The sequence below is a fragment of the Flavobacterium sp. 5 genome (assembly GCF_002813295.1).
GTDB lineage: Bacteria > Bacteroidota > Bacteroidia > Flavobacteriales > Flavobacteriaceae > Flavobacterium.
This window is the reverse complement of the sequence record NZ_PHUE01000001.1, coordinates 2,759,149-2,783,318: the sequence shown is the minus strand read 5'-3', so window position 1 is coordinate 2,783,318 and position 24,170 is coordinate 2,759,149. Positions and strand designations below refer to the sequence as shown.

The following is a 24,170-nucleotide window of genomic DNA, read 5'->3' as shown; positions in this document are numbered from 1 at the left end:
ACTTAACTTACAATATAAAATTATCTTTTCATTGCAAAGTGTCCTTTATATATTTTGCCATTGGCTCGCGTAACCACAAACCAATAATCAGTCGAAGGCAATTCATGTCCATTATAAGTACCATCCCAAACTGAAGTAGCATTTAGTTCTTTAATGAATTTCCCATATCGGTCAAATATTTTAACCATAAGCTTAGGTTCTAATTCTGAAAAACGAACTGCCCATGTATCATTATATCCATCTCCATTGGGAGTAAAAAACTTTGGATAATTCAAAAGATAAACTTCGTCAATAGCAATTCCACAGCCATTTTTATCACGAACATAAACCGTATAATCTCCACTTAATAATCCTGAAAAAGTATTACTGTCTTGATACGAAATTCCGTCTAATGAATATTCGTAATTTCCGATACTTGAACTAGAAACATGTACTTCAATTACATTTTCTGTATCCATCCAATCTTGGGTTTCGGTCGAAATCACAGCCACATTTGACAATACTATTGAAAAATTCTTGGTTGTTGAACAAACAGAATTTCCATGATTTTGTGTTACTGTCACTGAGTAATCTCCAACATTTGAAACGGTTATTAAAGGTGTAGTTTCTAAAGTAGACCATAAATAACTATCAAAACCAGAGTCTGCACTTATAGTAACATCCTTATTTTCGCAAAGAGAAATACTGTTTGGAATAGAAAGAACAGGTTCGCTCACAAGTATCAAAGTCAATTGTCCTGTTTGATAACATTTATCATTCGAATCAATTCTGACATAAATTATTGAAGACCCTAATACCAAATTATAACTAGTTGGTGTGGAAATTTGATCCGTTGCCGTTTTATTTTCTACACCCGACAATGATGTAAAATAGGTAAAACTACAAGAACCACAAGTAACAATTTTTGAATTATAACTCGTTAAATCTACTAATTCTGAACCGTCGCTTGCATTATCACAAATAAAATCTTTAATATCATTTACAACTAGACTTGGAGTAACAATTGTTACCAAAACAGCCAATCTATTCACACTTTCACATCCATTTACCGTTTGAACTGCATAGTAGGTTACTCCATTTATAAGAGGTGTTGCACTTGGCAAAACAGTTCCGCCTATTGCATTATCATACCAAATAATAGACGTTCCTGTAACTGCCAAACTCGCAAGGGTTGCTTTTTGAGTAGTACAAAAATTTTGTACAGAATCACCAGTTGGAGCTTGAGTATCTTGAATATTTATAACTATTGGAGTTCGCAAACTTTCACATGTCGTTAAAGTTTGAGACGCATAATAGGTTTTAGATTGTAATAACGTAGTAGTTGGCAGTAAGTTTCCATTGGAAGCGGCATCGTACCATTTTACATTTGTACCAATTATCGCAATATCGTTAATAGCCGAGTTTTGCTGAACACAAAAAAGCTGTGGTATATTTGCAACAGGAAGCGGTTCAGTATTAACAAAAGCTTTGATTTCGGTTGCATTTGCGACTAGCGAAACACAGCCAATTACATTTTTTATCAAAACTTGATAAATATCTGGAACCAGATTTGTTTTAGTGTTACTTGTTGTCCAATTTTGACCTCCATCAAAACTATAAGAAGCAGCACTATCTGAAATTGTTATAGTTCCAGTCGACATACTACAATCTGGTTGTATAGTTGTTACCGTTGGTGTTGGCGGATATCCTGGCGGAATACTAATTGTTGCAGTAATCTGAGTGGTTTCACATAAAGTACTGTTACGGGTTTTAATCCAATAATCTCCAGGAGTAAATCCAGTTTTAGTGTTACTTGTTTGCCAAGTTAAACCATTATCAAAACTATATTCGGCATCTAGACTGGTAACAGTAATCGTTCCATATGGATTATTACAAATTACGGGTTGGATAATATCAAAAGTTGGTGTTGCAGTTGAAAACGCAGTCAAATTAATATGAGCATCAACAGGAGCTGAAACACAACTCGCACTTTTGGAAGTTACTTTGTAATCGCCACCAGCCAAGCCCGAAAAAACCATAGATGATTGATAATTAACTCCATCTACACTATATAAAAGTCCGGTAGGTGTAGTTACTGTAATGGTTCCAGAAGGTACATCACAATTGGGTTGTGTTGTTTCTACTGTTGGTGATATAGGTCCTGATTTTACATTGATAGTAATTTCATTAGAAAAAACACGACAATTACTCGAACTAATATTTGAACTATCAGCTGTAGCCAATCGGTATTTATAAGTTCCCAAAGCACCTGAGACAAAAGTATAAACTGCTTTGTTTTCTCCTGAAATATCTGTCCAAGTTAATCCCCCATCTTTACTATTCTGCCATTGATAGCCTACCGTTGTATAAGCCGAAGATGAAACAGTTCCGCTAAGTGTAATTGATTTGGATTCATTTTCACATACTTCCAGATTAGTTACTGACTCATTTACAATTTCTGAAGTAACTGTTGGTCCACAAGCTCGAAAGGTAATATCATCAAGAGCGATGTCATTCCCTGGCGCTGCTCCCGCTTTATTATTTCGCATTCGAATTACAACCGTTGAAACCCCTGACGGAGTAGTAAAAAAGAATCCATATTGCTTCCATAGGGCACTGCTTGACAAACCGATATTACCCGTGTTGTAAGTTCCTAAAATAGTTCCGCTAGTATCTTCAATTGTAAAAGTAATATTGGGTGGGCTATTGTCTTGACTCCTTAAAAGATTCATAATCCAAGCGGCAAATTCATAGGTTGTACCAGCACACAAACCTGAAACCGTATTTTTATAAAAATAATCGGAGGTAGAGAAACTTGCATTCACTACCATCATATATCCGCCCCCAGTATGATCTGTAGTTGTCCACCAAGTTCCAGCTGTATTTGTGGTTTTTTCAACTGTATAAGAACCATCACTCGGAAAATCAGCCGTTGTCCAACTATAACTCGTAATTCCAGTTCCTAAAGCTGTACCATGTGTCGATGTTCCTGAACCAAAATCTAATTTAACAACAGGATCACCCAAACTGCCTGTACATAACTGGGCATGCAATTGTGGAAATAAAAAAAAACTAATCAGTAGTGTAATAAGGTATTTAATATTCAAAATAGAGTTGTTTTATTTAAGTAAAACTACCCTATAACAAACTGATTTTCAAAAATCTTATACCAGTCAGTATTATTAATCGATGAAAATTAACTCCTTATCTATTAAATAATCATTTATGAAAAATATTATTTTAAATAACTTTTTATTCAACCTTAAAATCCCCTTCTAAACCATTTTCAGCATTAGAGGCAATCCAAAATTTGAAGTCACCCAGCTCTACTTTTAATTCCATTTTATCATTATAAAAAGCTAATTCCGAAACAGGAATTGAGAATTGTACCGTTTTCGATTCTTTTGGTTTTAATTCGATTTGTAAAAAATCTTTAAGTTCTCTAACTGGTCTTACAATACTTCCAGTAATATCGCGAACATACAGTTGTACAGTTTCAATTCCTGTGATGTTTCCTGTGTTTGTAATAGTTGCCGAAACTGTTAGCTTCTCACTATTTTTAAGTTTATTTTTTTCGATTTTTAAATTATCGTATAAGAAACTCGTATAACTCAATCCATATCCAAAAGGAAACTGAGGCTCATAACCCGCATCAAGATAGTGAGAATTATTTCCCAAAGAACTTTGCCATGCTTCAACAGGAATGTCCTGAATCGCTACAAAAGTTTTTGGATCCGCTGGTCTTCCCGTATTAGGATGATTATAATAAATAGGAATCTGGCCTACTTCTTTTGGCCAAGTCACAGGCAATTTCCCCGAAGGATTTACTATTCCCTGAAGCACATCAGAAATTGCTGGACCAGCCATCGTTCCTGGATGCCAAGCCATAATCAAGGCATTTACTTTTGGCAAAACAGCACCCAAAGCTATTGGTCTTCCTGCCATTACAATTAATATAATTGGCTTGCCTGTTTTTTGTAATTCCGCTATTAATTTTTCCTGTAAACCTGGCAAATTAATATTGGCTCGTGAATGCGCTTCGCCAGAAAGAATGGCTTCTTCTCCTGCAAAGAATAAAATTACATCTGATTTCTCAGCTTCCTTTATTGCAGCCGCAAACCCTTCCTCAGATTGTGATCGACTGTGTGAAAGTCCAGGAGCATAAAATACATTATTGCCACCAAAACTACTTTGTAGGGCTTTCAAAGGAGTTTGAGAATCTTCTTTTTTGCCGTCAAAAATCCAAGTTCCTAGTTGTTCTCTTGAAGCATCAGCCAATGGACCTATTACAGCTATTTTTTGATTTGATTTTAATGGAAGAATTTGATTTTCATTTTTTAATAAAACACAGCTTTTACTAGCAGCATCTTTCGCTGTTTTGAGGGCATCAGCATTTAACAATGAAAACTTTTCTCGGTTTTTAAAGTACGGATTTTCAAAAACTCCAGATCTAAATTTTATTCGAAGAATATTACGAACCATTTCATTCAATTGTTTTTCAGAAATTTTATTCTCTGCAATGAGGTTTTTTAAATGAATGGCATAAGACAAACTGGTCATTTCCATATCAAGTCCTGCTGAAGCAGATTTAAATGCAGCATCTTTTTCATCTGATGCATATCCGTGTGGAATCATTTCTGTAACAGAATTCCAGTCACTAACCACAAATCCATCATATTTCCATTCATCTCTTAGAATATTTTTCAGCAAAAAAGTATTTCCAGAAGCAGGAACTCCATTAAGATCATTAAAAGAAGTCATAAAACTTGCAGCTCCCGATTTTGCTGCTGCTTCGAAAGGCTTTAGGTATACATTTCGAAGTAATGACTCAGACATGCTTACTGTGTTGTAATCTCTTCCGCCTTCTGCAGCTCCATACGCTGCAAAGTGTTTTACACATGCTAAAATCTGACCAGGAACGGAAGGATCCACACCTTGAAATCCTTTTACATAAGCCACTCCTAATCTGGATGCCAATAGAGGATCTTCACCTGGAGATTCTGCTATTCTTCCCCAACGGGCATCTCTTGCAATATCTACCATTGGAGCAAATGTCCAATTAATACATCTTGAATAAGATTCATTTGCAGCAATTTTAGATGTTTTTTCAACTAATTCCATGTCCCAAGAAGCAGCTAATCCTAAAGGAATTGGAAAAATTGTTTTATATCCGTGAATGACATCTCTTCCAAACAATAATGGAATATGATTTGGACTTTCTTCAACAGCAATTTTCTGTAATTCAAGGACAAGACTAGGTTCAGTAAGATTTAAAACAGAACCTACCAACCCCTTTCTAACTTCATTTTTAAGCTCTTCGGACAATCCTTTGCTTCGGCTTGAAGTTCCTTTTAGACAAGTTTGACCAATTTTTTGATCAATACTCATTCCTTTTATAATTTTATCTATTTTTTTCTCAATTAACTTATTTGAGTCTTGACAATAAGAATTTGAAAATATCCAAAAAGAAATCAGTGAATAGAAAATTTGTTTTGCTGTTAGCGTTTTCATTAATAGAAGATATTTTAATTTACATATATTATTGTCCAACAAAAAAAGCCAAATTAATGGCTTCTTAAAATATTGTCTTTTAATTCTAAAAAATAAAAGATGATTTGTAAATGTAATTATTTTTCTACTAAATCATATTCCTAAAAACTAACTTTTTGGCAAAGGTGCTCCAACAGCAACATCACAGCGATGTCCTGCCTGTCCGTGTGGTGGATTCATTCCTTCTGGAGTTTCAGTGTTTGCAGAACTTGGGGATAATAATGCTGGAACTGCAGGTGGTACCGTAATTTTTTCGCTTATTTGACCGGAAGATACAGTAGAAGTTGTAGCCGTAGTAGCTGTAGGTTTTGAATTTAATGGTGCTCCAACTGGAATATCACAACGATGATTTGGCTGTCCATGTGGAGGATTCATCCCTTTTGGAGTTACTGTCTTTGCTGCTACAGATTGCGTTACAGTTTGCACTTGTGGCTGCATCTGAACCTGATTGGTTTGCTGTGTTGTATTTGCTCCATTAACTGGAGAATTCAGAGGTGCTCCAACTGGAATATCACATCTATGACTGGGTTGTCCGTGTGCGGGATTTACACCTGCTGCCACTGATGGTGTGCCTACAACATTATTTTCGTGAAATAAATTATGTTTTTCTGGCGCGGGTTGTTGAGTAGTTTGCGCTTGCAACGTTGTAGCTCCTTGCTGTGTAAAAGGTATAATTGTTCTAGGATCAGCTTTTGATACCTTCTCTTCATTATTTTTACACGAAGTAATCGTAATTGCTGCAACTAAAAAAGTATAATAAATAGATTTCATTGGGCTAAACTATGATATTGAAATCAAATATAAACATTTTAATCCCTACCTCCCAAAATAACAATATACTTTCATAAAAAAACCAGCCTATAAAAAGCTGGTTTTTGGGGAATAAAACAGTCTGTCTTTTTAAAAAACCTGACTAGCTATTTGTCTAATATTTTCTGATTTTCCCATTGAATAATAATGTAAAACGGGAACTCCTGCTGCTTTCAATTCTAATGATTGTTGGATAGCCCATTCGATACCTACTTGACGAATATCAGCATTATTTTTGCATTTATCTACAGCACTTATTAAATCTTCTGGTAAATCGATACGGAAAATTTGAGGTAAAATTTGCAAATGCTTTTGTACTGCAATTGGTTTAATTCCTGGAATAATAGGAATGGTAATTCCCATTTCTCTTGCTTTTTTTACAAATTCAAAATATTTGGCATTATCAAAAAACATCTGAGTTACCACATAATCAGCACCTGCATCTACCTTTTCTTTTAGTCTTTTTAAATCTGATAATAAAGAAGGTGATTCTAAATGTTTCTCGGGATAACCCGCAACTCCAATACAAAAATCAGCTTTATTATCTGCATCCATTACATCATGCAAATACTTCCCACAATTTAATTGATTTATTTGAGCAACCAAATCTACAGCGAAATTATTACCCCCTAGTTTTGGAACAAAAGATTGTTCGTCTTTCATAGCATCACCACGAAGTGCCATCACATTATTGATTCCAAGGTAATGACAATCTACCAACATGTACTCAGTTTCCTCTTTGGTAAAACCACCGCAAAGCAAGTGTGGTACTGTATCTACATTGTATTTATGCTTAATCGAAGCACAAATACCCAATGTCCCAGGACGCATTCTTGTTAGCTTTTTATCCAACAATCCATTTCCTTTATCAATATAAATATACTCCTCACGCGAAGTAGTCACGTCAATAAATGGTGGGTTGAACTCCATTAATGGATCAATATTATCGTATAATTCCTGAATGCTTTTTCCTTTTTGTGGCGGAATAATTTCAAAAGAGAATAATGTTTTCTCTTTAGCTGCTTCTATATGTTCTGTTACTTTCATTAATATGTCTTAAAGTTTGAAAGTCGAAAGTCGAAAGTCGAAAGTCACACTTTGAGACTTTATAACTTTTGACTTTATGACTATTTATTTTTAATATTTGAAAGTCGAAGGTAGAAAGTCACACATTTTATGACTTTCGACTTTTGACTTTCAGACTAAATTAATCTGCTATATTTGGATTTAACCATTTCATTGCGACATCAGTAGAAACACTTCTACGTTTGGCGTAATCAATGACTTGATCTTCTTTTATTTTTCCGAGTCCGAAATACCTACTTTTTGGATTCCCAAAATAATAACCCGAAACTGATGAAGCAGGCCACATTGCCATGCTCTCCGTCAAGGTTACTCCTATTTCTTTTTCAACATTTAGTAATTTCCAAATCGTTGGTTTTTCTAAATGGTCTGGACAAGCTGGATAACCTGGCGCTGGACGAATTCCTTTATAATCTTCTTTGATTAATTCTGCGTTTGATAAAGATTCTTCTGTATCATAACCCCAAATTTCTTTACGGATTTTTTCATGCAAATATTCAGCGAAAGCTTCTGCAAAACGGTCTGCCAAAGCTTTTACCATAATCGAATTGTAATCGTCTAAATCTTTTTCGAATTCAGCTGCCCATTCATCAACACCAAAACCAGTTGTTACACAAAAAGCTCCCATATAATCTACTACACCATTATCTTTTGGCGCAATAAAATCTGCCAAAGCGATATTTGGAGCTCCTTTAGTTTTTTGCGATTGCTGACGCAAAGTCAAAAATGTCTGCAAAGGTTTTCCATTTTCGTCTGTCAATTCAATATCATCATCATTGATTTGGTTGGCAGGAAAAATTCCGTAGATTCCTTTGGCTTGTAATTTCTTTTCATCCAAAATCACTTTCAACATCGCTTGTGCATCTCCAAAAAGCGAAGTTGCTTCTTTACCCACAACCTCATCAGTCAAAATAGCTGGATATTTCCCGTGTAATTCCCAAGTTTGAAAAAACGGCGTCCAGTCAATGTATGGAACCAAAACATCCAAATCAACTTCAATTGTTTGCTCGCCAATTACCTTTGGTTTCACTGGAGTGAATTCATTCCAATCCAATTGCAATTTGTTTTTACGAGCATCTTCAATCGATAAGAAATTTTTATCTCTCGAACGATTCAAAAACGTTTCTCTAAACGCATCATATTCGGCTCTAATGTCGCTTGCGTATATTTTTTTATCCTTATTCAATAAACTTCCAGCTACCGTTACGGCTCTCGAAGCATCATTTACGTGGATAACAGTTTCTCTGTATTGTGGTGCAATTTTCACGGCAGTGTGTGCACGCGAAGTTGTTGCTCCACCAATCATTACTGGAATTTTCATTCCTCGTTTATCCAATTCCTTAGCGAGATAAACCATTTCATCTAATGAAGGTGTAATCAAACCACTCAATCCGATAATATCAACTTCGTGTTCGATTGCAGCTGCAATAATTTTTTCGGGAGCCACCATAACACCCAAATCTACAATCTCATAATTATTACACGCCAATACAACCGAAACAATATTTTTTCCAATATCGTGAACATCTCCTTTTACGGTTGCCATCAATATTTTTCCGTTTCCTTGTTTATCTCCCGCTTGCTTAGAAGCTTCAATAAAAGGCAGCAAATAAGCCACGGCTTTTTTCATCACACGAGCCGATTTTACCACCTGTGGCAAAAACATTTTTCCGCTTCCGAACAAATCTCCAACCACATTCATCCCCGTCATTAAGTTGATTTCGATTACTTCGATTGGTTTTGTTGCCGCCAAACGAGCTTCCTCAACATCTTCTTCTATAAATTGGTCCACTCCTTTTACAAGCGAATGTGTAATTCTTTCCTGCACCGTTCCCGAACGCCATTCTTGCACCGCTTTTTCGTTGCTCTTTACATCACCTTTTACATTCTCAGCAAAGTCCAACAAACGCTCAGTCGCATCATCTCTTCTATCTAAAATTACGTCTTCGACGTGTTCTAATAAATCTTTCGGAATTTCATCATAAATCGTCAACATTTCTGGGTTTACAATTCCCATTGTCATTCCATTCTTAATCGCGTGGTATAAGAAAACCGAGTGCATCGCTTCTCTCACCGTATCATTTCCTCTAAACGAAAACGACACATTACTCACTCCTCCACTAATATGTGCGTGTGGTAAATTATCACGAACCCATTTAGTTCCTCTAAAGAAATCCAAAGCGTTCAAACGATGTTCTTCCATTCCTGTTGCGACTGGAAAAATGTTCAAATCGAAAATAATATCCTGCGGTGGAAACCCAACTTTGTTCACCAAAACATCATACGAACGCTGGCAAATTTCTACTCTACGATCGTAATTATCCGCCTGACCAACTTCGTCAAAAGCCATTACAATTGCCGCAGCACCGTAACGTTTAATCAATTGAGCGTGGTGAATAAAAGCTTCTTCACCCTCTTTCAACGAAATCGAGTTTACTACCGATTTCCCTTGAACGACTTTCAATCCCGCTTCAATAATATGCCATTTCGAGCTGTCAATCATAATTGGCACACGAGCGATATCTGGTTCGGCAGCAATTAAGTTCAGGAATTTCACCATCGCATATTCGCCATCAAGCATTCCCTCATCCATATTAATATCGATGATTTGCGCCCCACCTTCTACTTGCTCCTTCGCAATACTAAGCGCTTCATCGTATTTCTCTTCTTTAATTAATCGAAGAAATTTTCTAGATCCTGTTACATTGGTACGTTCCCCAACGTTTACAAAAACGCTTTCTGGAGTAATAATTAACGGTTCTAATCCTGATAAAACTAAATTTCTTCTTGCTTCTACTTCTGCCATTTTTTTCTTAAGTTACTGAGTTCCTATGTTGCTTAGGTTCTGAGTTATTTTATATTATTTGCTCTTTACAAAGCTGTTTTTAAATCTTTTGGGCGTGACCCTCCAAAAAAAAGTCGGGTCGGGCTATTCGCTACAAGTCCTCGACCAATTCCGTTATCACTCCATTGGTCTGTGGGCTTTCCACTGCTATCCCTCACGCAAACTGTCACTTCCTAAAACAAAAGCATACCTATCAAAACTATAAGTATACCTATCTAAATCATAGGAGCACCTACCTAAACCATAGGTACACCTATCTAAACTATAGGAGCGCCTACTTAAACCGTAGGAGAACCTACATAAACTATAGGAGTACCTATCTAAATCATAGGAGAACCTATCTAAATCATAGGAGAACCTACCTAAACTATAGGTCTACCTATCAAAATCAAAGGTGATACCTATGAAATGGTTAGGAGAACCTACCAATTTTGAAGGTCCTACCTTCTAAAATAAAGGATATCCTATCCAAAAAATAGGAGATACCTACAAAATAAAGAGGCGAGCCTCACTATTAATATGGCGTGCCATCAAATCCAGTATTTCAATCCAATCTAATTCCTCATTTTTGTCATTCCTGACAAACTAGATTTTATAAACTTTGCAGAAAAAGAATACCTTTTGTTCTGTTGAATATTACTTAATTGTAATTTCTTTTTGTCTTACAGAGTCAATAAATTTAATTAAGACTGGACTATTATAAAAATCCAAGCACTTCATTAAATATAAATTTTGACTTGGATCATATGAATTGTATTCTTTTTTTGCCCACTTTTTAATCATCTCTGTATATTTTTTATTTCCAAAAATATACTCTCCTTTCAAATCTATAATTTGGATATAACTACTACCGTCTTTATATCTTATTGATTCTTTCCCAGACAAAACTTCATTATAACAATCACAAAATGCCTGATTCTTTACTTTTAATAATTCTCCCTCTAATTTCTTGTCTTTATTCTGCTGGGAATAACATATACATCCAAACAAAACTACAAACCAAAACTTAAATAAGATTTTCATAAAACTTTAATTTGCATGAGTAAAAATTGTTTAAAATCCCAAAGTATATTACATCACCGCCACCGAAACTCTCGGTTTATACTCACTCGCAGCTTCAGCAATTAAGCGAATATGGTCTGGAGTTGTTCCGCAACAACCGCCTATGATATTTACTAAATTATCTTCTAAATATTCACGAATCAAAACTTGCATTTCTTGTGGCGTTTCATCGTATTCTCCAAAAGCATTTGGCAATCCCGCATTCGGATGTGCTGAAATATTGAATGAAGTATTATGAGACAAAGTCTGTAAATAAGGTTTCAATAAATCGGCTCCTAAAGCACAATTGAAACCTACACTCAATAACGGAATATGCGAAACTGAAATCAAAAACGCTTCTACCGTTTGTCCAGAAAGTGTTCTTCCTGAAGCATCGGTAATCGTTCCTGAAACCATAATTGGCACATCAATATTTCTTTCGTCTTTAACTTCTTCGATTGCAAAAAGTGCGGCTTTGGCATTTAGTGTATCGAAGATTGTTTCTACCAACAATAAATCACTTCCTCCATCCAACAAAGCTTCTACTTGTTGTTTGTAAGCAATACGCAAATCATCAAAAGTTACGGCTCTGTATCCTGGGTCGTTTACGTCTGGTGACATACTCGCTGTACGGTTTGTTGGTCCGATTGAACCTGCCACAAAACGAGGTTTAGCTGGATTTTTAGCAGTGAATTCGTCAGCTACTTTGCGGGCAATTTTTGCCGACTCGTAGTTCAACTCATAGACTAAATCTTCCATGTGATAATCAGCCATACCGATAGTAGTTCCTGAGAACGTATTGGTTTCAACTATATCGGCACCTGCTTCGTAATAAGCGGCGTGAACAGCAGCGATGGCTTGAGGTTGGGTAAGCGACAATAAATCGTTGTTCCCTTTTAATGAATGTGGAAAATCCTTGAAACGTTCTCCTCTAAAATCTTCTTCCGAAAAATTGTAGCGTTGCAACATGGTTCCCATAGCTCCATCGAGTACAAGGATTCTTTCTTTGATTGCTTCTTGAATTGTTGACATAACTTATTTTAAAGTGCTAATACGCTAGAGCGCAAAAGCTTTTGATTATTATTTTTACAAAAATTCCTATTCTTGGCTCTTTAGCCCCGATGGAAACGACATCCTTTTATGCTGGGGTTCAGCATAAAAGATATAGTGTACAGCGGGAACGTTGACTGCAAAAAAAGCAATCCTCTTTCGCTTTGAATAATTTTTGAAATGTTGTCAGGAGAGATTTTGAAAAATACTGTGATGTATCTTGTGTTATCTATCCGCGCTATGCGTGGTAGAATGTAGCACCTTCTTTAAAAAGGTAAAGGGTTGCTAAGGTTTCATCGGGTCTTTCCCTCCGCCTTTCGTGATAACTTTCAATAAAATTAGGAACGGCGCAAAGTTATGAAATAGCCCTGCGAATTGCAAGTATTTTTAAAAGTTTCTAAGTTACTGAGTTGCTAGGCTTCTAAGAGAAAACTAGTAATAAAAAAAGGTTCTGAATTACTAAAAAACTTAGCAACTCAGAACCTTAGAATCTTAGAAATTTTTTCTAAACTATCGCTTTCACTACTGCCTTTGGAGCTTCTTTACGAGTTCCGTCGAATCCGTCAACACCCGAAACAGTTGTGTATTTCATTACGTATTTTTTACCTGGATTGATAATTTGGTAAGCCGCCTGACACATCATAGTCGCTTCGTGGAATCCACAAAGAATCAATTTTAGTTTTCCTGGGTACGTGTTAACGTCTCCAATAGCGAAAATCCCTGGTATATTTGTTTGGTAATCTAAAGCATTATTTACTTTGATTGCATTTTTTTCAATTTCTAATCCCCAGTCCCCAATAGGGCCTAATTTTGGAGTCAATCCGAAAAGTGGAATAAAATAATCTGTTGGAATGTTTCTGTGCGCTCCGTCGATATCTACATCAACAGATTCTAAATGCTCAGCACCATTCAATCCAATTACTTCTCCTGGCGTAATCATTTTGATTTTTCCAGAATTTTTCAATTCTTGAACTTTTTCAACTGAATCTAAAGCACCTCTAAATTCATTTCTTCTGTGAATTAAAGTTACTTCTGAAGCCACATTCGACAAGAAGATACTCCAGTCTAAAGCTGAATCTCCACCTCCAGAAATCACAACTCTTTTGTCTCTAAATTTTTCTGGATTTTTGATGAAATATTTCACTCCTTTATCTTCGTAAAACTCGATATCCTCGATTAATGGTTTTCTTGGTTCGAAACTTCCTAAACCTCCTGCGATAGCAATAACTGGCGCATGGAATCTCTTTCCTTTATTTGAAGTTACAATAAAACTTCCGTCTTCTTGTTTTTCGATAGTTTCTGCACGTTCGCCAAGTGTAAATCCTGGTTCGAATTGTTTGATTTGTTCCATTAATCCATCAACCAAATCTCCTGCTAATACTTCTGGAAATCCAGGAATATCATAAATAGGTTTCTTAGGATACAACTCTGATAATTGCCCTCCTGGTTGTGGTAATGCATCAAGAATATGACATTTTAGTTTTAATAAACCTGCTTCGAAAACTGTAAATAAACCTGTTGGTCCTGCTCCAATTATAAGTATGTCTGTTTTAACCATTTTATATTTTATTTATAATCATTCTTAATAATTACAAAGAAACGAATAATTTATTTTAATCTCAATGATTTTTGTCATTCATTTCTTTGAGAAATTTTTTACTCTTTATTTTTTAATGAATCTGTAATTTCATTCATCCTTTGAACTTTCTCTTCAAAATTGCCTTTTAACGTTTTTCTGTATTCATTTAGGTTTTCAACCATTTTATTGATATCCTCAGGAATTACTTCTTCGAAAAACTCTCGCAACCTTTTGGCTGTTGTTGGCGATTTTCCATTGGTTGAAATCGCTATTTTCACATTCCCTTTGGTTACAATTCCACCCAAATAATAATCACATAAATCAGGTGTATCGGCAATATTGCAAATCAAATAACGCTCTCGTGCCAAATCATAAACTCGCTTGTTGATCTCTAAATCATCGGTGCAAGCAATAACCATGTGGCGCTTTTTGAGCATTTTTTTCTTGAACTTCGATTTAGTCAATTTAATCGAAGGATGATTTTCCGCTAAAACTTTAATATCTAAGTGAAAGTGTTTTGCCACAATCTCAACATTGGCATTTGGACTCGATTTCAACATAAAAGACAACTTCTCTAACCCAACATTTCCTCCACCAACAATCAATACATTGATGTTGTGTAGTTTTAAAAATACAGGATATAACTCGTTTCTTTCCATTATAATTTTATTTCTGATGTAACAAACTCTTCGAAAAAACCTTTTAATTTGTTGCTTTCTTTTACTACTTCTCCAATAACGATAATTGCCGGCGAACTTAATTTGTTTGCTACAACTACTTCCTGAATCGTATCAATTGTTCCAACTCCTATTTTTTCATCAGAGGTTGTTCCGTTCTGAATAATAGCAACGGGCGTTTCTCCTTTGGATTCGTTTTGGAATAGTGTAACAATTTGTGATAATTTATTCATCCCCATCAAAATCACAACTGTAGCTGAAGATTTTGAAGCAAGAGCAATATCATTTGATAAACTTCTATCAGAAGTTGTTCCTGTGATTACCCAAAAACTTTCAGAAGTTCCTCTTTTGGTCAATGAAATCCCTTGATAAGCAGGAACTGCAATCGACGATGAAATGCCTGGGATTACAAATGTAGGAATTCCAAAACTTTCTGCGAACTCAATTTCTTCGCTTCCGCGTCCAAAAATGAATGGGTCACCACCTTTTAATCTCACAACATGTCCATACGTAAGCGCATTATCAACAATCAATTGATTGATTTGGTCTTGCGTATATGCATGATTTCCTATTCTTTTTCCAACAAAAATTTTAATAGCTTCTTGCGGAGCATAATCTAATATTTCATCGTTTGCCAAAGCATCATACAAAACCACATTCGCTTTAGCAAGTGCTTTTACAGCCTTTACCGTAAGCAAGTCTGGGTCACCTGGACCAGCTCCTACTAAAGTTACTTTGGGTTGAATGGGATTAGGCATCAGCTAAATCTTTGGCTCTATATTTTTCGATAACTTCAAAAAAAGCAATTCCTTCTTGAATGTATTTTTTTGCGAAAGCTTCTGAAGGCTCAACTGCATTGATTTGGTACACTAATTCTCTGAAAGAAGAAGCTAATTCAATTTTGTTTGTTCCAATAAAAACAGTGTCAAATAAATCAACAATTCCTGCGTGATTATTTGTTTTTTCGTTTTCAGAAAGTAATAATGCCTTAGCACCATTTACAAATCCAGCGTAAGCGTGGTAAATAGCATCAGACCATTTTCCTTCGTCGAAAGATTCTTGTGCAAAAGTCAATTTGTCTTTAGCTTCTAATAATAAAGTAGCTACTAAATCAATAACAACACCAGCACATTCTCCTACTCCAACTGCTTTTACGTAGTTATCAGCATTACCCCAATCTACGAAATCAGCTTCGGTAAGATTAGTTACATCAGCGAAAGGTTTTAAAATTTCATAGAAATATTTCTCTCCTTTAGCATCATAATAATCAAGGAATTTTTGTCCGTTTCCATTGGCATCAAAATCATTTAAGATCGTACGCAATGCATCTGGTCCTCTACGACTAGGCACTTTAATAACTTTATCAGAAAAACGACCTTCACCGTTTCCTAAACGTCCACCACCTAATAAAACTTGCAACGCTGGCGCTACTAATTTTCCTGAGTTGATTGACATTCCTTGGAAACCAATTGCTGACATATTGTGTTGCCCACAAGCATTCATACAACCACTGATTTTGATTTCAATTTCACGGTTGTCGCTGTATTGTGGATATTCTGCTTTGATTACTCTTTCTAATTCGTCTGCAATACCAGTACTGCTCGCAATTCCTAAGTTACAAGTATCAGTTCCTGGGCAAGCCGTGATATCACCAATAGTATTATAACCTAAAGAAACCATTTCTAATTTGGCTAATTCTTGATAGAAGAAAGGTAAATTTTCCTCCTTTATATGACGAATTACTATGTTTTGACGCAATGAAAAACGCAATTCATTAGCTCCGTAATTTTTGATTAAATCTGCTAATAATCTCGCTTTATCAATATAAAAATCTCCTAATAAAACTTTTACTCCAATAGCAAAATAACCGTCTTGTTTTTGAGCAATTACATTTGATTTTTTCCAAGCTTCATAAGCTTCTGCATCTTCAATTGTAACTTGAGGTACTTCTAATAATGGAGCTGGAATAGCACCTTCAAAAGCAGTTGTATCTATTTCGTATGTTTCAAAAGCGATTGCTTTTTTCTCTTTCGCAACCAAATCCAAGAAAGTATCTCTTCCCATTTCTTTGATTAAGAATTTCATACGCGCTTTCATTCTTTTTGCACGTTCACCGTATCTATCAAAAATACGAATGATACCTTCCGCCGTTGGGATAATTTCGTTTACTGGAATAAATTCTGAAAGCAATTCGGCATGAGCTGGCTGTGAACCTAAACCTCCACCAAAAACTACTTTAAATCCTTTTTGACCATCAACAATTTTTGGAATAAATCCTAAATCGTGTAAATAACTCAAAGCAGTATCTTCATCAGAAGAAGAGAACGAAATTTTGAATTTACGTCCCATTTCTTGACAAATAGGGTTTCTTAACAAATATTGAAACAATCCGTGTGCGTAAGGCGAAACATCAAACGGTTCGTTTACATCTACACCCGCTAATTCACTTCCTGTAATATTACGAACGGTGTTTCCACAAGCTTCACGCAAAGTGATATCATCTTTAGCCAAATCTGCCCAAAGTTCTGGAGTTCTATCCAAACTTACGTAGTGAATTTGAATATCCTGACGAGTTGTAATGTGCAAACGTCCTGTAGAATATTTTTCAGAAACATTCGTAATATTTACTAATTGTTCGCTCGTCACTTTCCCGTAAGGCAATTTGATACGGATCATTTGTACGCCTTCCTGACGTTGACCGTAGATTCCACGAGCCAAACGAAGACTACGAAAACGTTCGTCATCAATTTTTCCTCCACGGAATAAGTGTATCTTTTTTTCTAAATCGATAATCTCTTTTTGAACTATCGGATTTTCTATTTCTGTTCTAAAACTTTCCATTTTTTTTCTTGGCTTTAGGCTTTAGGCTATACGCTTTAAGCTTTTTGACTTTGTTATTTTTGCTTTAAGCTTTAGGCTATATGCTTTAAGCTTTTTGAACTTTCTGTATTTGCTTACTGCCTAAAGCTTAAAGCTTACAGCAAGTTTACTTAATAAACCCAACTCCTGCTGTAGTGTTGGTTGTAGCATCAATTAAGATAAAAGCACCATTTGATTTGTTGTCATTATACGCATCAAAATAAATTGCTTTACTCAATTTAATAGTCACTTCTCCAATTTCATTAATTGATAACTGAGAAGCTTCTTTTGAACCAGAATAATCCGTAGCGATTACATTTTTCACACTATCAATTTTTGCCAAAACTCTATTCGTATTATGCTGTACATAATATTTAGCTCCAGCTACTAATTTTTTGCTGTCCATCCAACAAACAGTTGTTGTAATGTCTTTTTCTACTTTTGGAAGTTCGCTTGATTTTACAATCATATCCCCTCTAGTCACATTGATATCATTTTCTAACTCGATAGTAATTGAAGAACCTGCTTTAGCTTCATCAAATTTTTGATCAAAAAAGTGAATGTTTGTTACTACAGATTCTGTCAAAGAAGGAAGAACCGTTACAGCATCTCCAACTTTGATATTATTACCATATAATTTACCTGCATATCCTCTGAAATCGTGGTACTCTTCCGTTTTTGGACGAATAACCGTTTGAACTGGGAAACGTGCTTTTCCGTTATCGTAAACATCTTTAGATTCTAAAGCTTCTAAATGTTGAAGGATAGTTTGTCCTGTGTACCAAGGCATTTTTCCTAAAGTTTCCACAACATTATCTCCTGTTAAAGCACTCAAAGGAATGTAACTTACGTTTTGTTCTTTGTAAGCACTTTTTGCATTTAATGCTTGAAAGTCAGCTACAATTTTGTTGTAAACTTCTTCCGAGTAATCAACTAAATCCATTTTATTTACCGCAACAATCACATCTTTTACTCTCAACAAATTATTGATAAAAAAGTGACGGTACGTTTGCTCAATAACTCCTTTACGAGCATCAATCAAAATAATTGAAACTTGTGAAGTCGAAGCACCTGTAACCATGTTACGTGTATATTCTACGTGACCTGGAGTATCAGCGATGATGTAACTTTTTTTCGCAGTCGAAAAATAAATATGTGCCACATCAATAGTAATTCCTTGCTCTCTTTCTGCAACCAATCCGTCAGTAGCCAAAGAAAAATCAAGATAATCATATCCTTTTTGCTTACTACTTTTTTCAATCGCTTCTAATTTATCTGTAGTTAAGGATTGAGTATCGTATAATAATCTTCCGATTAATGTACTTTTTCCGTCATCTACACTTCCTGCTGTTGCTATTTTTAAAACTTCCATTCTTTTATTTTAGTTGATGGTTGTTAGTTGATGGTTGTTGGAATTCCCCATTTATTTCATCACCTAACAACAATTATTTATTAGATATAGTTAATTGATTTTCAAAGATGATTATTGGCAGAAACAAAACTATCAACCAAAAACCATCAACCATCAACTACTAAAAGTATCCTTGTTGCTTTCTTTTCTCCATCGCCGCTTCCGAACGTTTGTCATCAATTCTAGCACCTCTTTCAGAAATGGTAGAAGTACGAATCTCTCCAACAACTTCAGCGATTGTTGCTGCATAAGAATCAACCGCAGCGGTACAACTCATATCTCCAACAGTTCTAAAACGAACAATTCTTTCTTCGATTACCTCATCTTCTTCTTGGTAAACAAAAGGAGAATGTGACCAAATCATACCGTCTCTCAAGAATACTTTACGTTTGTGTGAAAAGTAAATTGATGGAATTTCGATTTGCTCTTGTTCGATATAACTCCAAACATCTAATTCAGTCCAGTTTGAAATTGGGAAAACACGAACGTTTTGACCATTTTCAATTTTTCCGTTTAATAAATCAAATAATTCAGGACGTTGGTTTTTTTCATCCCATTGACCGAAATCATCACGAACAGAAAAAATACGTTCTTTAGCTCTTGCTTTTTCTTCATCACGACGCGCTCCACCAATACAAGCATCAAATTTAAATTCTTCGATAGCATCCAAAAGTGTAGTTGTCTGCAAGCTGTTTCTACTTGAATATTTTCCAGATTCTTCAACAACTTTACCTGAATCAATAGCATCTTGTACATTACGAACAATTAATTCTAATCCTAATTCTTCTACCAATTTATCTCTAAAAGCAATAGTTTCAGGAAAGTTATGTCCAGTATCTACGTGCAACAATGGAAAAGGAATTTTAGCTGGGAAAAAAGCTTTTTGCGCCAAACGTACCAATGTAATAGAATCTTTCCCACCAGAGAAAAGCAAAACTGGTTTGTCAAATTGAGAAATTACTTCTCTGAATATGTAAATTGCTTCGCTTTCTAAAGCATTTGTTTTTAATACTGAACTTATCATCTTTCTGTTTATTTGGTAATTTGTTTATTTGTTGATTCGACTAAACGAATAAACCCTTAAACGATTAAACTTTTATTTTTGGTGTAAACCACATTCTTTATGACTAGATTCCCAAGACCATCTTCCTGCTCTGATATCCTCTCCTTCGGCAATCGCTCTCGTACAAGGCGCGCAACCAATGCTTACAAATCCTTTTTTATGCAAAGCATTTTGAGGCACATTATTATCATCAATATATTTTTGAACTTCTTCTAAACTCCATTTCAACAATGGATTGAATTTTATAATATCAAAATTAGCATCATATTCAAAAAAAGCTAAGTCATTTCTATTCTCCGATTGCTCTGCTCTTAAACCTGTAATCCAAACTGAATTTCCTGCTAAAGCTTTTCTCAATGGAACTACTTTACGAATAAAACAACATTCTTTTCTATTCTCAACCGATTCGTAAAAGCTATTTGGTCCTTTTTCCTTTAATAAGTTTTCAACCGATGCTGCTTCTGGAAAATAAACCTCAATCTGTTTTTTATATTTTTTCAAGGTCCTGTGAAAAACATCATAAGTCTCTTGAAATAATCTCCCTGTATCCAATGTGAAAATGGTAATTGGCAAATCATCTTTAGCAATTAACGCTGTGATTACCTGATCTTCTTGCCCAAATGAAGTAGAAAAAACCACTTTACTTGGATATTCAGTAGCTAAAAAAGCCAAAGTTTCCTCAATCGAGAAATTGGCTGTTTTTTCTAATAAAGTATTTACTATTGCTGAATCCATTATTTCTATTTTATTTTAAAATCTATTACCCTATCGGGTTACTAGATTACTTTGCAAAAATACTACTTATTTCTAAATAACAAAATAAAAATTTGGATTTTTTACTATAAAAAACAATTAATCCTCAGCTAGTTAAAAAAGGTATCTGAAACAAAGCCAATAAAACAAAACTGACACACAAACTTACAACTAACTATAAAACAGTTCGTTAATTTAATTATAAAAAACTGTTTCATTAAAAAAAACAACGAAATTATCTTTTACTGTATTATTTTGATTTAAAGCAAAGACTTAGAAAGCTATATCTGCCAGTGTATTACTTTCAAGAATTTTAAGTGTATTATCTCTGACCTGAGTCATTAATCGGCGGGCTGCACAAGTAGTTTCATCATTGCAATCATCACATTTTTCATAAAAATTATGACTCGCACACGGAAGTAATGCAATCGGACCTTCCAGAATGCGGTACACTTTGGCCATACTGATATCTTTTGGGTCTTTGATTAAGTAATAACCACCGCCTTTTCCCTTTTTAGCTCCAAGGAAACCAGAGTTTCTAAGTAATAACAAAATACTTTCCAAAAACTTAACCGAAATATTTTCGCTTTGGGCAATATCAGCAATAGCAACTGGCTCGTTGTTCTCGCGTCTAGCCAAAAATGTCAAAGCTTTAATTCCGTATTTTGTTTTCTTTGAAAGCATGATTTTATATACGATTTATGATATTTAATTTAAGATTCGATTTCTTAAAAATCATTACTTATTTTATCTGAAACAAAAATATACATTTTTGATCGAACAATGACAAAAGAAAGAAAATCAATCTAAAATTTGTAAAATAGCATCACAAATTGCAATTGCATTCTTTTCTTCGAAATACAATTGATGATCTTGCTTTTCAATAATTTGATTTAAAATTTTTAAATCCAAAAACCATTGCAAGTCTGGCATATTTAAATCTTTTTCTCCAAAATACAGCTTGATTTCACAATTTGGAATTTCGGTTTCAAAGCGTAATCTTGTTGATGAAACTGCAATTAACTGAGACACATTTAAGCCTTTTAAAGAAGCTTTCCAGGCAATTGTTCCGCCAATACTAAATCCTAAAACGGCAACTTTCTCTCTTTCCAGATTCAATAAATTTTGAACTGCTTTATCAATTCCTGTATTTAGGAATTGATTATGAATGCTCTTTTCATTACAATTAGAGGTATCGATTTCTCCTAATTTTAGAACATCATAATACTGAATATCAAATTTAGATTCTAAAACTTTTGTATAGTATTTTATCCATTGTGGACTTTCGCCTCCAAACAAATCTGATAAGATAAGTAATCTTGGTTTTACCATAATTTAAATCTAAGATTCATTTTTCAATCACAAAATTTATAAAAAGAAAAGGGCTATTTTAAACAAACAGCCCTTTTACTTTAAAAATATTTCACTTAAGAAAGTGCCTGCTCCAAATCAGCAATAACATCTTTAACAGTTTCTAAACCCACAGAAACACGAACTAAACCTTCGGTAATTCCAACTGCTAATTTTTCTTCAACAGATAATTTACTATGTGTTGTTGATGCAGGATGTGTCACAATCGTTTTAACATCTCCAATATTAGCTGATAGCGAACATAATTTGATTTTGTCTAAAAATTTTCTACCAGCTTCAATTCCTCCTTTGATTTCAAAAGCAATTATATTACCTCCCAAAAGCATCTGTTTTTTAGCTACTTCATACTTTGGATGCGATTTCAAGAATGGATATTTCACACTATTTACATTCGGGTGACTTTCTAAAAACTCAGCCACTTTCAAAGCATTTTCACAATGTCTATCCACACGAACTGACAAAGTCTCTAAACTTTTAGACAATACCCAAGCATTAAATGGTGACATTGCTGGACCAGTATTTCTTGAGAATAAATAAATTTTACGAATCAAATCGGCATCACCAACTGCAATTCCACCTAAAACTCTTCCTTGACCATCCATTAATTTAGTAGCGGAATGAACAACTATATTCGCACCATACTTAATAGGCTGCTGAATGTATGGTGTTGCAAAACAATTATCTACAATAAAAATCAAATTGTGTTTTTTAGCAATTTGTCCTAACAGTTCCAAATCAATTACATCAACACCAGGATTTGTTGGTGTTTCTACATATAAAATTTTAGTGTTTGGCTTAATGAAACTTTCAATAGTTTCTGGCTTATTGATATCAAAATACGAAGTTTCAATTTTCCACTTTGGGAAATAAGTCATAAACAACGCGTGGGTCGAACCAAAAACACTTCCTGCAGACACTATATGATCGCCTGAATCCAACAATGCGGCAAAAGTAGAATAAATCGCAGCCATTCCTGTTGCAAAAGCATAACCAGCCTCAGCTCCTTCCATTACACAAACCTTGTCTACAAATTCGGTTGTATTTGGGTTACTGAAACGAGAATATATATTTCGTACTTTCTCTTCGGTAAAAGATGCTCTCATATCCTCAGCATCATCAAACACAAAACTGGATGACAAATACAAAGGAGTTGAATGTTCCTGAAATTGAGATTTTTCTAAATGCGTACGTATCGCTTGGGTTTCAAACCCGAATTCTTGTTCGCTCATGATAATTTTATTCTTTAATTAAATTTTTGCCAATTCTACTCCGTTCAAAATCACTTTATAATGAATAGTTGCTGTTGGCTCTACTGTTTTAGAAACTGAACAATATTTATCAAAAGATAATTGCGCCGCTTTGGCTGCTTTGTCTTCTTTGATATTTCCTTCTAAAGAAAAAACCACATGAATATCTTTGAATGGTTTTGCTTCTCCTACTTGCACGCGTTCTCCCTCAACCTCAGCTTTGAAAGAAGTGATTTCCTGACGTTGCTTTTTCAGAATTGAAATCATATCGATTCCGCTACAACCTGCAACACCCATCAATACTAATTCCATTGGACTTGGTCCATTATCATTCCCTCCAAATTCAGGTCTGGCATCAACATTTACAATATGTCCACGCTCATTTTTTAATTCGAAGTGGAAGTTTTCGTTTACTCTGTCTAATGTTATTTTCATTGTTATTCCCTTCCCAACCTTCCCAAAAGAAAAGAAGCTAAGACCGAAGGTAAGTCCCTATTTAAATTAATTATTTACAGTTTTATTCCTTTTAAAAACAAAATAGATTGAATTGATTTCTCTTTTAAATGTAAAAAAAGTTTTCGCTCCTCATCCTGTTTAAAATTTTCAAAATCTTCATCGGTTGCAAATGAAACCAAATGAATTTCATACGGTTTTTCTATTGTGCATTCTATAAAATTACTTTCTTCTGGTCTAATTCGCATTAAAAGCTGTCCATTGTATTTTGCAATAATCGGAATTGCAAGAGATTCAAACTCATTAAAAACTGCTTCCTGACCTTCAATTACATATATAAACTGGGTAATAAATATCATACCAATTGCTTTTTAATTATCCTCAACTCAATCTGAAATC

Annotated in this window: 19 protein-coding genes and 1 riboswitch; all 19 genes read right to left on the bottom strand. The window is 34.8% G+C overall.

The window, feature by feature from the left end:
* Window positions 1-20: 20 nt before the first annotated feature.
* The 19 genes from CLU82_RS11400 to CLU82_RS11310 all read right to left on the bottom strand — a co-directional run bounded on the left by CLU82_RS11400 (window position 21) and on the right by CLU82_RS11310 (window position 24,130).
* The gene (locus CLU82_RS11400; RefSeq protein ID WP_157813348.1) at window positions 21-3,086 is read right to left on the bottom strand and encodes a T9SS type B sorting domain-containing protein; all 3,066 of its coding nucleotides are present in this window, start codon (window positions 3,084-3,086) and stop codon (window positions 21-23) included.
* Window positions 3,087-3,231: 145 nt separating this feature from the next.
* Window positions 3,232-5,490: a glycoside hydrolase family 3 N-terminal domain-containing protein gene (locus tag CLU82_RS11395; protein WP_100843213.1), complete on the bottom strand. Its 2,259-nt coding sequence runs from the start codon at window positions 5,488-5,490 to the stop codon at window positions 3,232-3,234.
* A gap of 147 nt (window positions 5,491-5,637) precedes the next feature.
* On the bottom strand, window positions 5,638-6,300 hold the full coding sequence (locus tag CLU82_RS11390) for a hypothetical protein (RefSeq protein WP_100843212.1): 663 nt from the start codon (window positions 6,298-6,300) through the stop codon (window positions 5,638-5,640).
* A 129-nt stretch (window positions 6,301-6,429) separates the two neighbouring features.
* Window positions 6,430-7,386 (bottom strand): methylenetetrahydrofolate reductase [NAD(P)H], encoded by a 957-nt coding sequence (metF, locus tag CLU82_RS11385; protein WP_100843211.1) that lies wholly within the window; start codon window positions 7,384-7,386, stop codon window positions 6,430-6,432.
* A gap of 160 nt (window positions 7,387-7,546) precedes the next feature.
* A complete protein-coding gene (metH, locus tag CLU82_RS11380) occupies window positions 7,547-10,228 on the bottom strand; it encodes a methionine synthase (RefSeq protein WP_100843210.1) in 2,682 nt (893 codons plus the stop codon).
* Between the two features lie 675 nt (window positions 10,229-10,903).
* Complete coding sequence (locus tag CLU82_RS11375; RefSeq protein WP_100843209.1) at window positions 10,904-11,290, bottom strand: hypothetical protein; 387 nt, start codon at window positions 11,288-11,290, stop codon at window positions 10,904-10,906.
* A gap of 48 nt (window positions 11,291-11,338) precedes the next feature.
* Window positions 11,339-12,340 carry a homocysteine S-methyltransferase family protein gene (locus CLU82_RS11370; RefSeq protein ID WP_100843208.1) on the bottom strand — a complete coding sequence of 334 codons (1,002 nt, stop codon included), beginning with the start codon at window positions 12,338-12,340 and terminating at the stop codon, window positions 11,339-11,341.
* 240 nt (window positions 12,341-12,580) lie between these two features.
* Window positions 12,581-12,687, bottom strand: a riboswitch (SAM riboswitch).
* Between the two features lie 176 nt (window positions 12,688-12,863).
* The gene (locus CLU82_RS11365; protein ID WP_100843207.1) at window positions 12,864-13,916 is read right to left on the bottom strand and encodes an NAD(P)/FAD-dependent oxidoreductase; all 1,053 of its coding nucleotides are present in this window, start codon (window positions 13,914-13,916) and stop codon (window positions 12,864-12,866) included.
* Window positions 13,917-14,014: 98 nt separating this feature from the next.
* Window positions 14,015-14,596 (bottom strand): bifunctional precorrin-2 dehydrogenase/sirohydrochlorin ferrochelatase, encoded by a 582-nt coding sequence (locus CLU82_RS11360; RefSeq protein WP_100843206.1) that lies wholly within the window; start codon window positions 14,594-14,596, stop codon window positions 14,015-14,017.
* Window positions 14,596-15,372 (bottom strand): uroporphyrinogen-III C-methyltransferase, encoded by a 777-nt coding sequence (cobA, locus tag CLU82_RS11355; protein WP_100843205.1) that lies wholly within the window; start codon window positions 15,370-15,372, stop codon window positions 14,596-14,598. Before cobA ends, CLU82_RS11360 begins: the two co-directional genes overlap by 1 nt.
* A complete protein-coding gene (locus tag CLU82_RS11350; RefSeq protein WP_100843204.1) occupies window positions 15,365-17,455 on the bottom strand; it encodes a HEPN domain-containing protein in 2,091 nt (696 codons plus the stop codon). Before CLU82_RS11350 ends, cobA begins: the two co-directional genes overlap by 8 nt.
* Window positions 17,456-17,600: 145 nt before the next feature.
* Entirely contained in the window at window positions 17,601-18,845 is a 1,245-nt protein-coding gene (locus CLU82_RS11345) for a sulfate adenylyltransferase subunit 1 (protein ID WP_100843203.1), read from the bottom strand.
* Between the two features lie 160 nt (window positions 18,846-19,005).
* Window positions 19,006-19,905, bottom strand: a complete 900-nt coding sequence (gene cysD / locus CLU82_RS11340; protein WP_100845012.1) for a sulfate adenylyltransferase subunit CysD — start codon at window positions 19,903-19,905, stop codon at window positions 19,006-19,008.
* Between the two features lie 75 nt (window positions 19,906-19,980).
* Complete coding sequence (locus CLU82_RS11335; protein WP_100843202.1) at window positions 19,981-20,682, bottom strand: phosphoadenylyl-sulfate reductase; 702 nt, start codon at window positions 20,680-20,682, stop codon at window positions 19,981-19,983.
* A 291-nt stretch (window positions 20,683-20,973) separates the two neighbouring features.
* A complete protein-coding gene (locus tag CLU82_RS11330; RefSeq protein WP_100843201.1) occupies window positions 20,974-21,384 on the bottom strand; it encodes an Rrf2 family transcriptional regulator in 411 nt (136 codons plus the stop codon).
* Window positions 21,385-21,501: 117 nt separating this feature from the next.
* Window positions 21,502-22,032 carry an alpha/beta hydrolase gene (locus CLU82_RS11325; RefSeq protein ID WP_100843200.1) on the bottom strand — a complete coding sequence of 177 codons (531 nt, stop codon included), beginning with the start codon at window positions 22,030-22,032 and terminating at the stop codon, window positions 21,502-21,504.
* A 95-nt stretch (window positions 22,033-22,127) separates the two neighbouring features.
* Window positions 22,128-23,300: a PLP-dependent aspartate aminotransferase family protein gene (locus CLU82_RS11320; RefSeq protein WP_100843199.1), complete on the bottom strand. Its 1,173-nt coding sequence runs from the start codon at window positions 23,298-23,300 to the stop codon at window positions 22,128-22,130.
* 18 nt (window positions 23,301-23,318) lie between these two features.
* Window positions 23,319-23,753, bottom strand: a complete 435-nt coding sequence (locus tag CLU82_RS11315; RefSeq protein WP_100843198.1) for an OsmC family protein — start codon at window positions 23,751-23,753, stop codon at window positions 23,319-23,321.
* A gap of 74 nt (window positions 23,754-23,827) precedes the next feature.
* Window positions 23,828-24,130 (bottom strand): DUF1330 domain-containing protein, encoded by a 303-nt coding sequence (locus CLU82_RS11310; RefSeq protein WP_100843197.1) that lies wholly within the window; start codon window positions 24,128-24,130, stop codon window positions 23,828-23,830.
* Window positions 24,131-24,170: the final 40 nt, after the last annotated feature.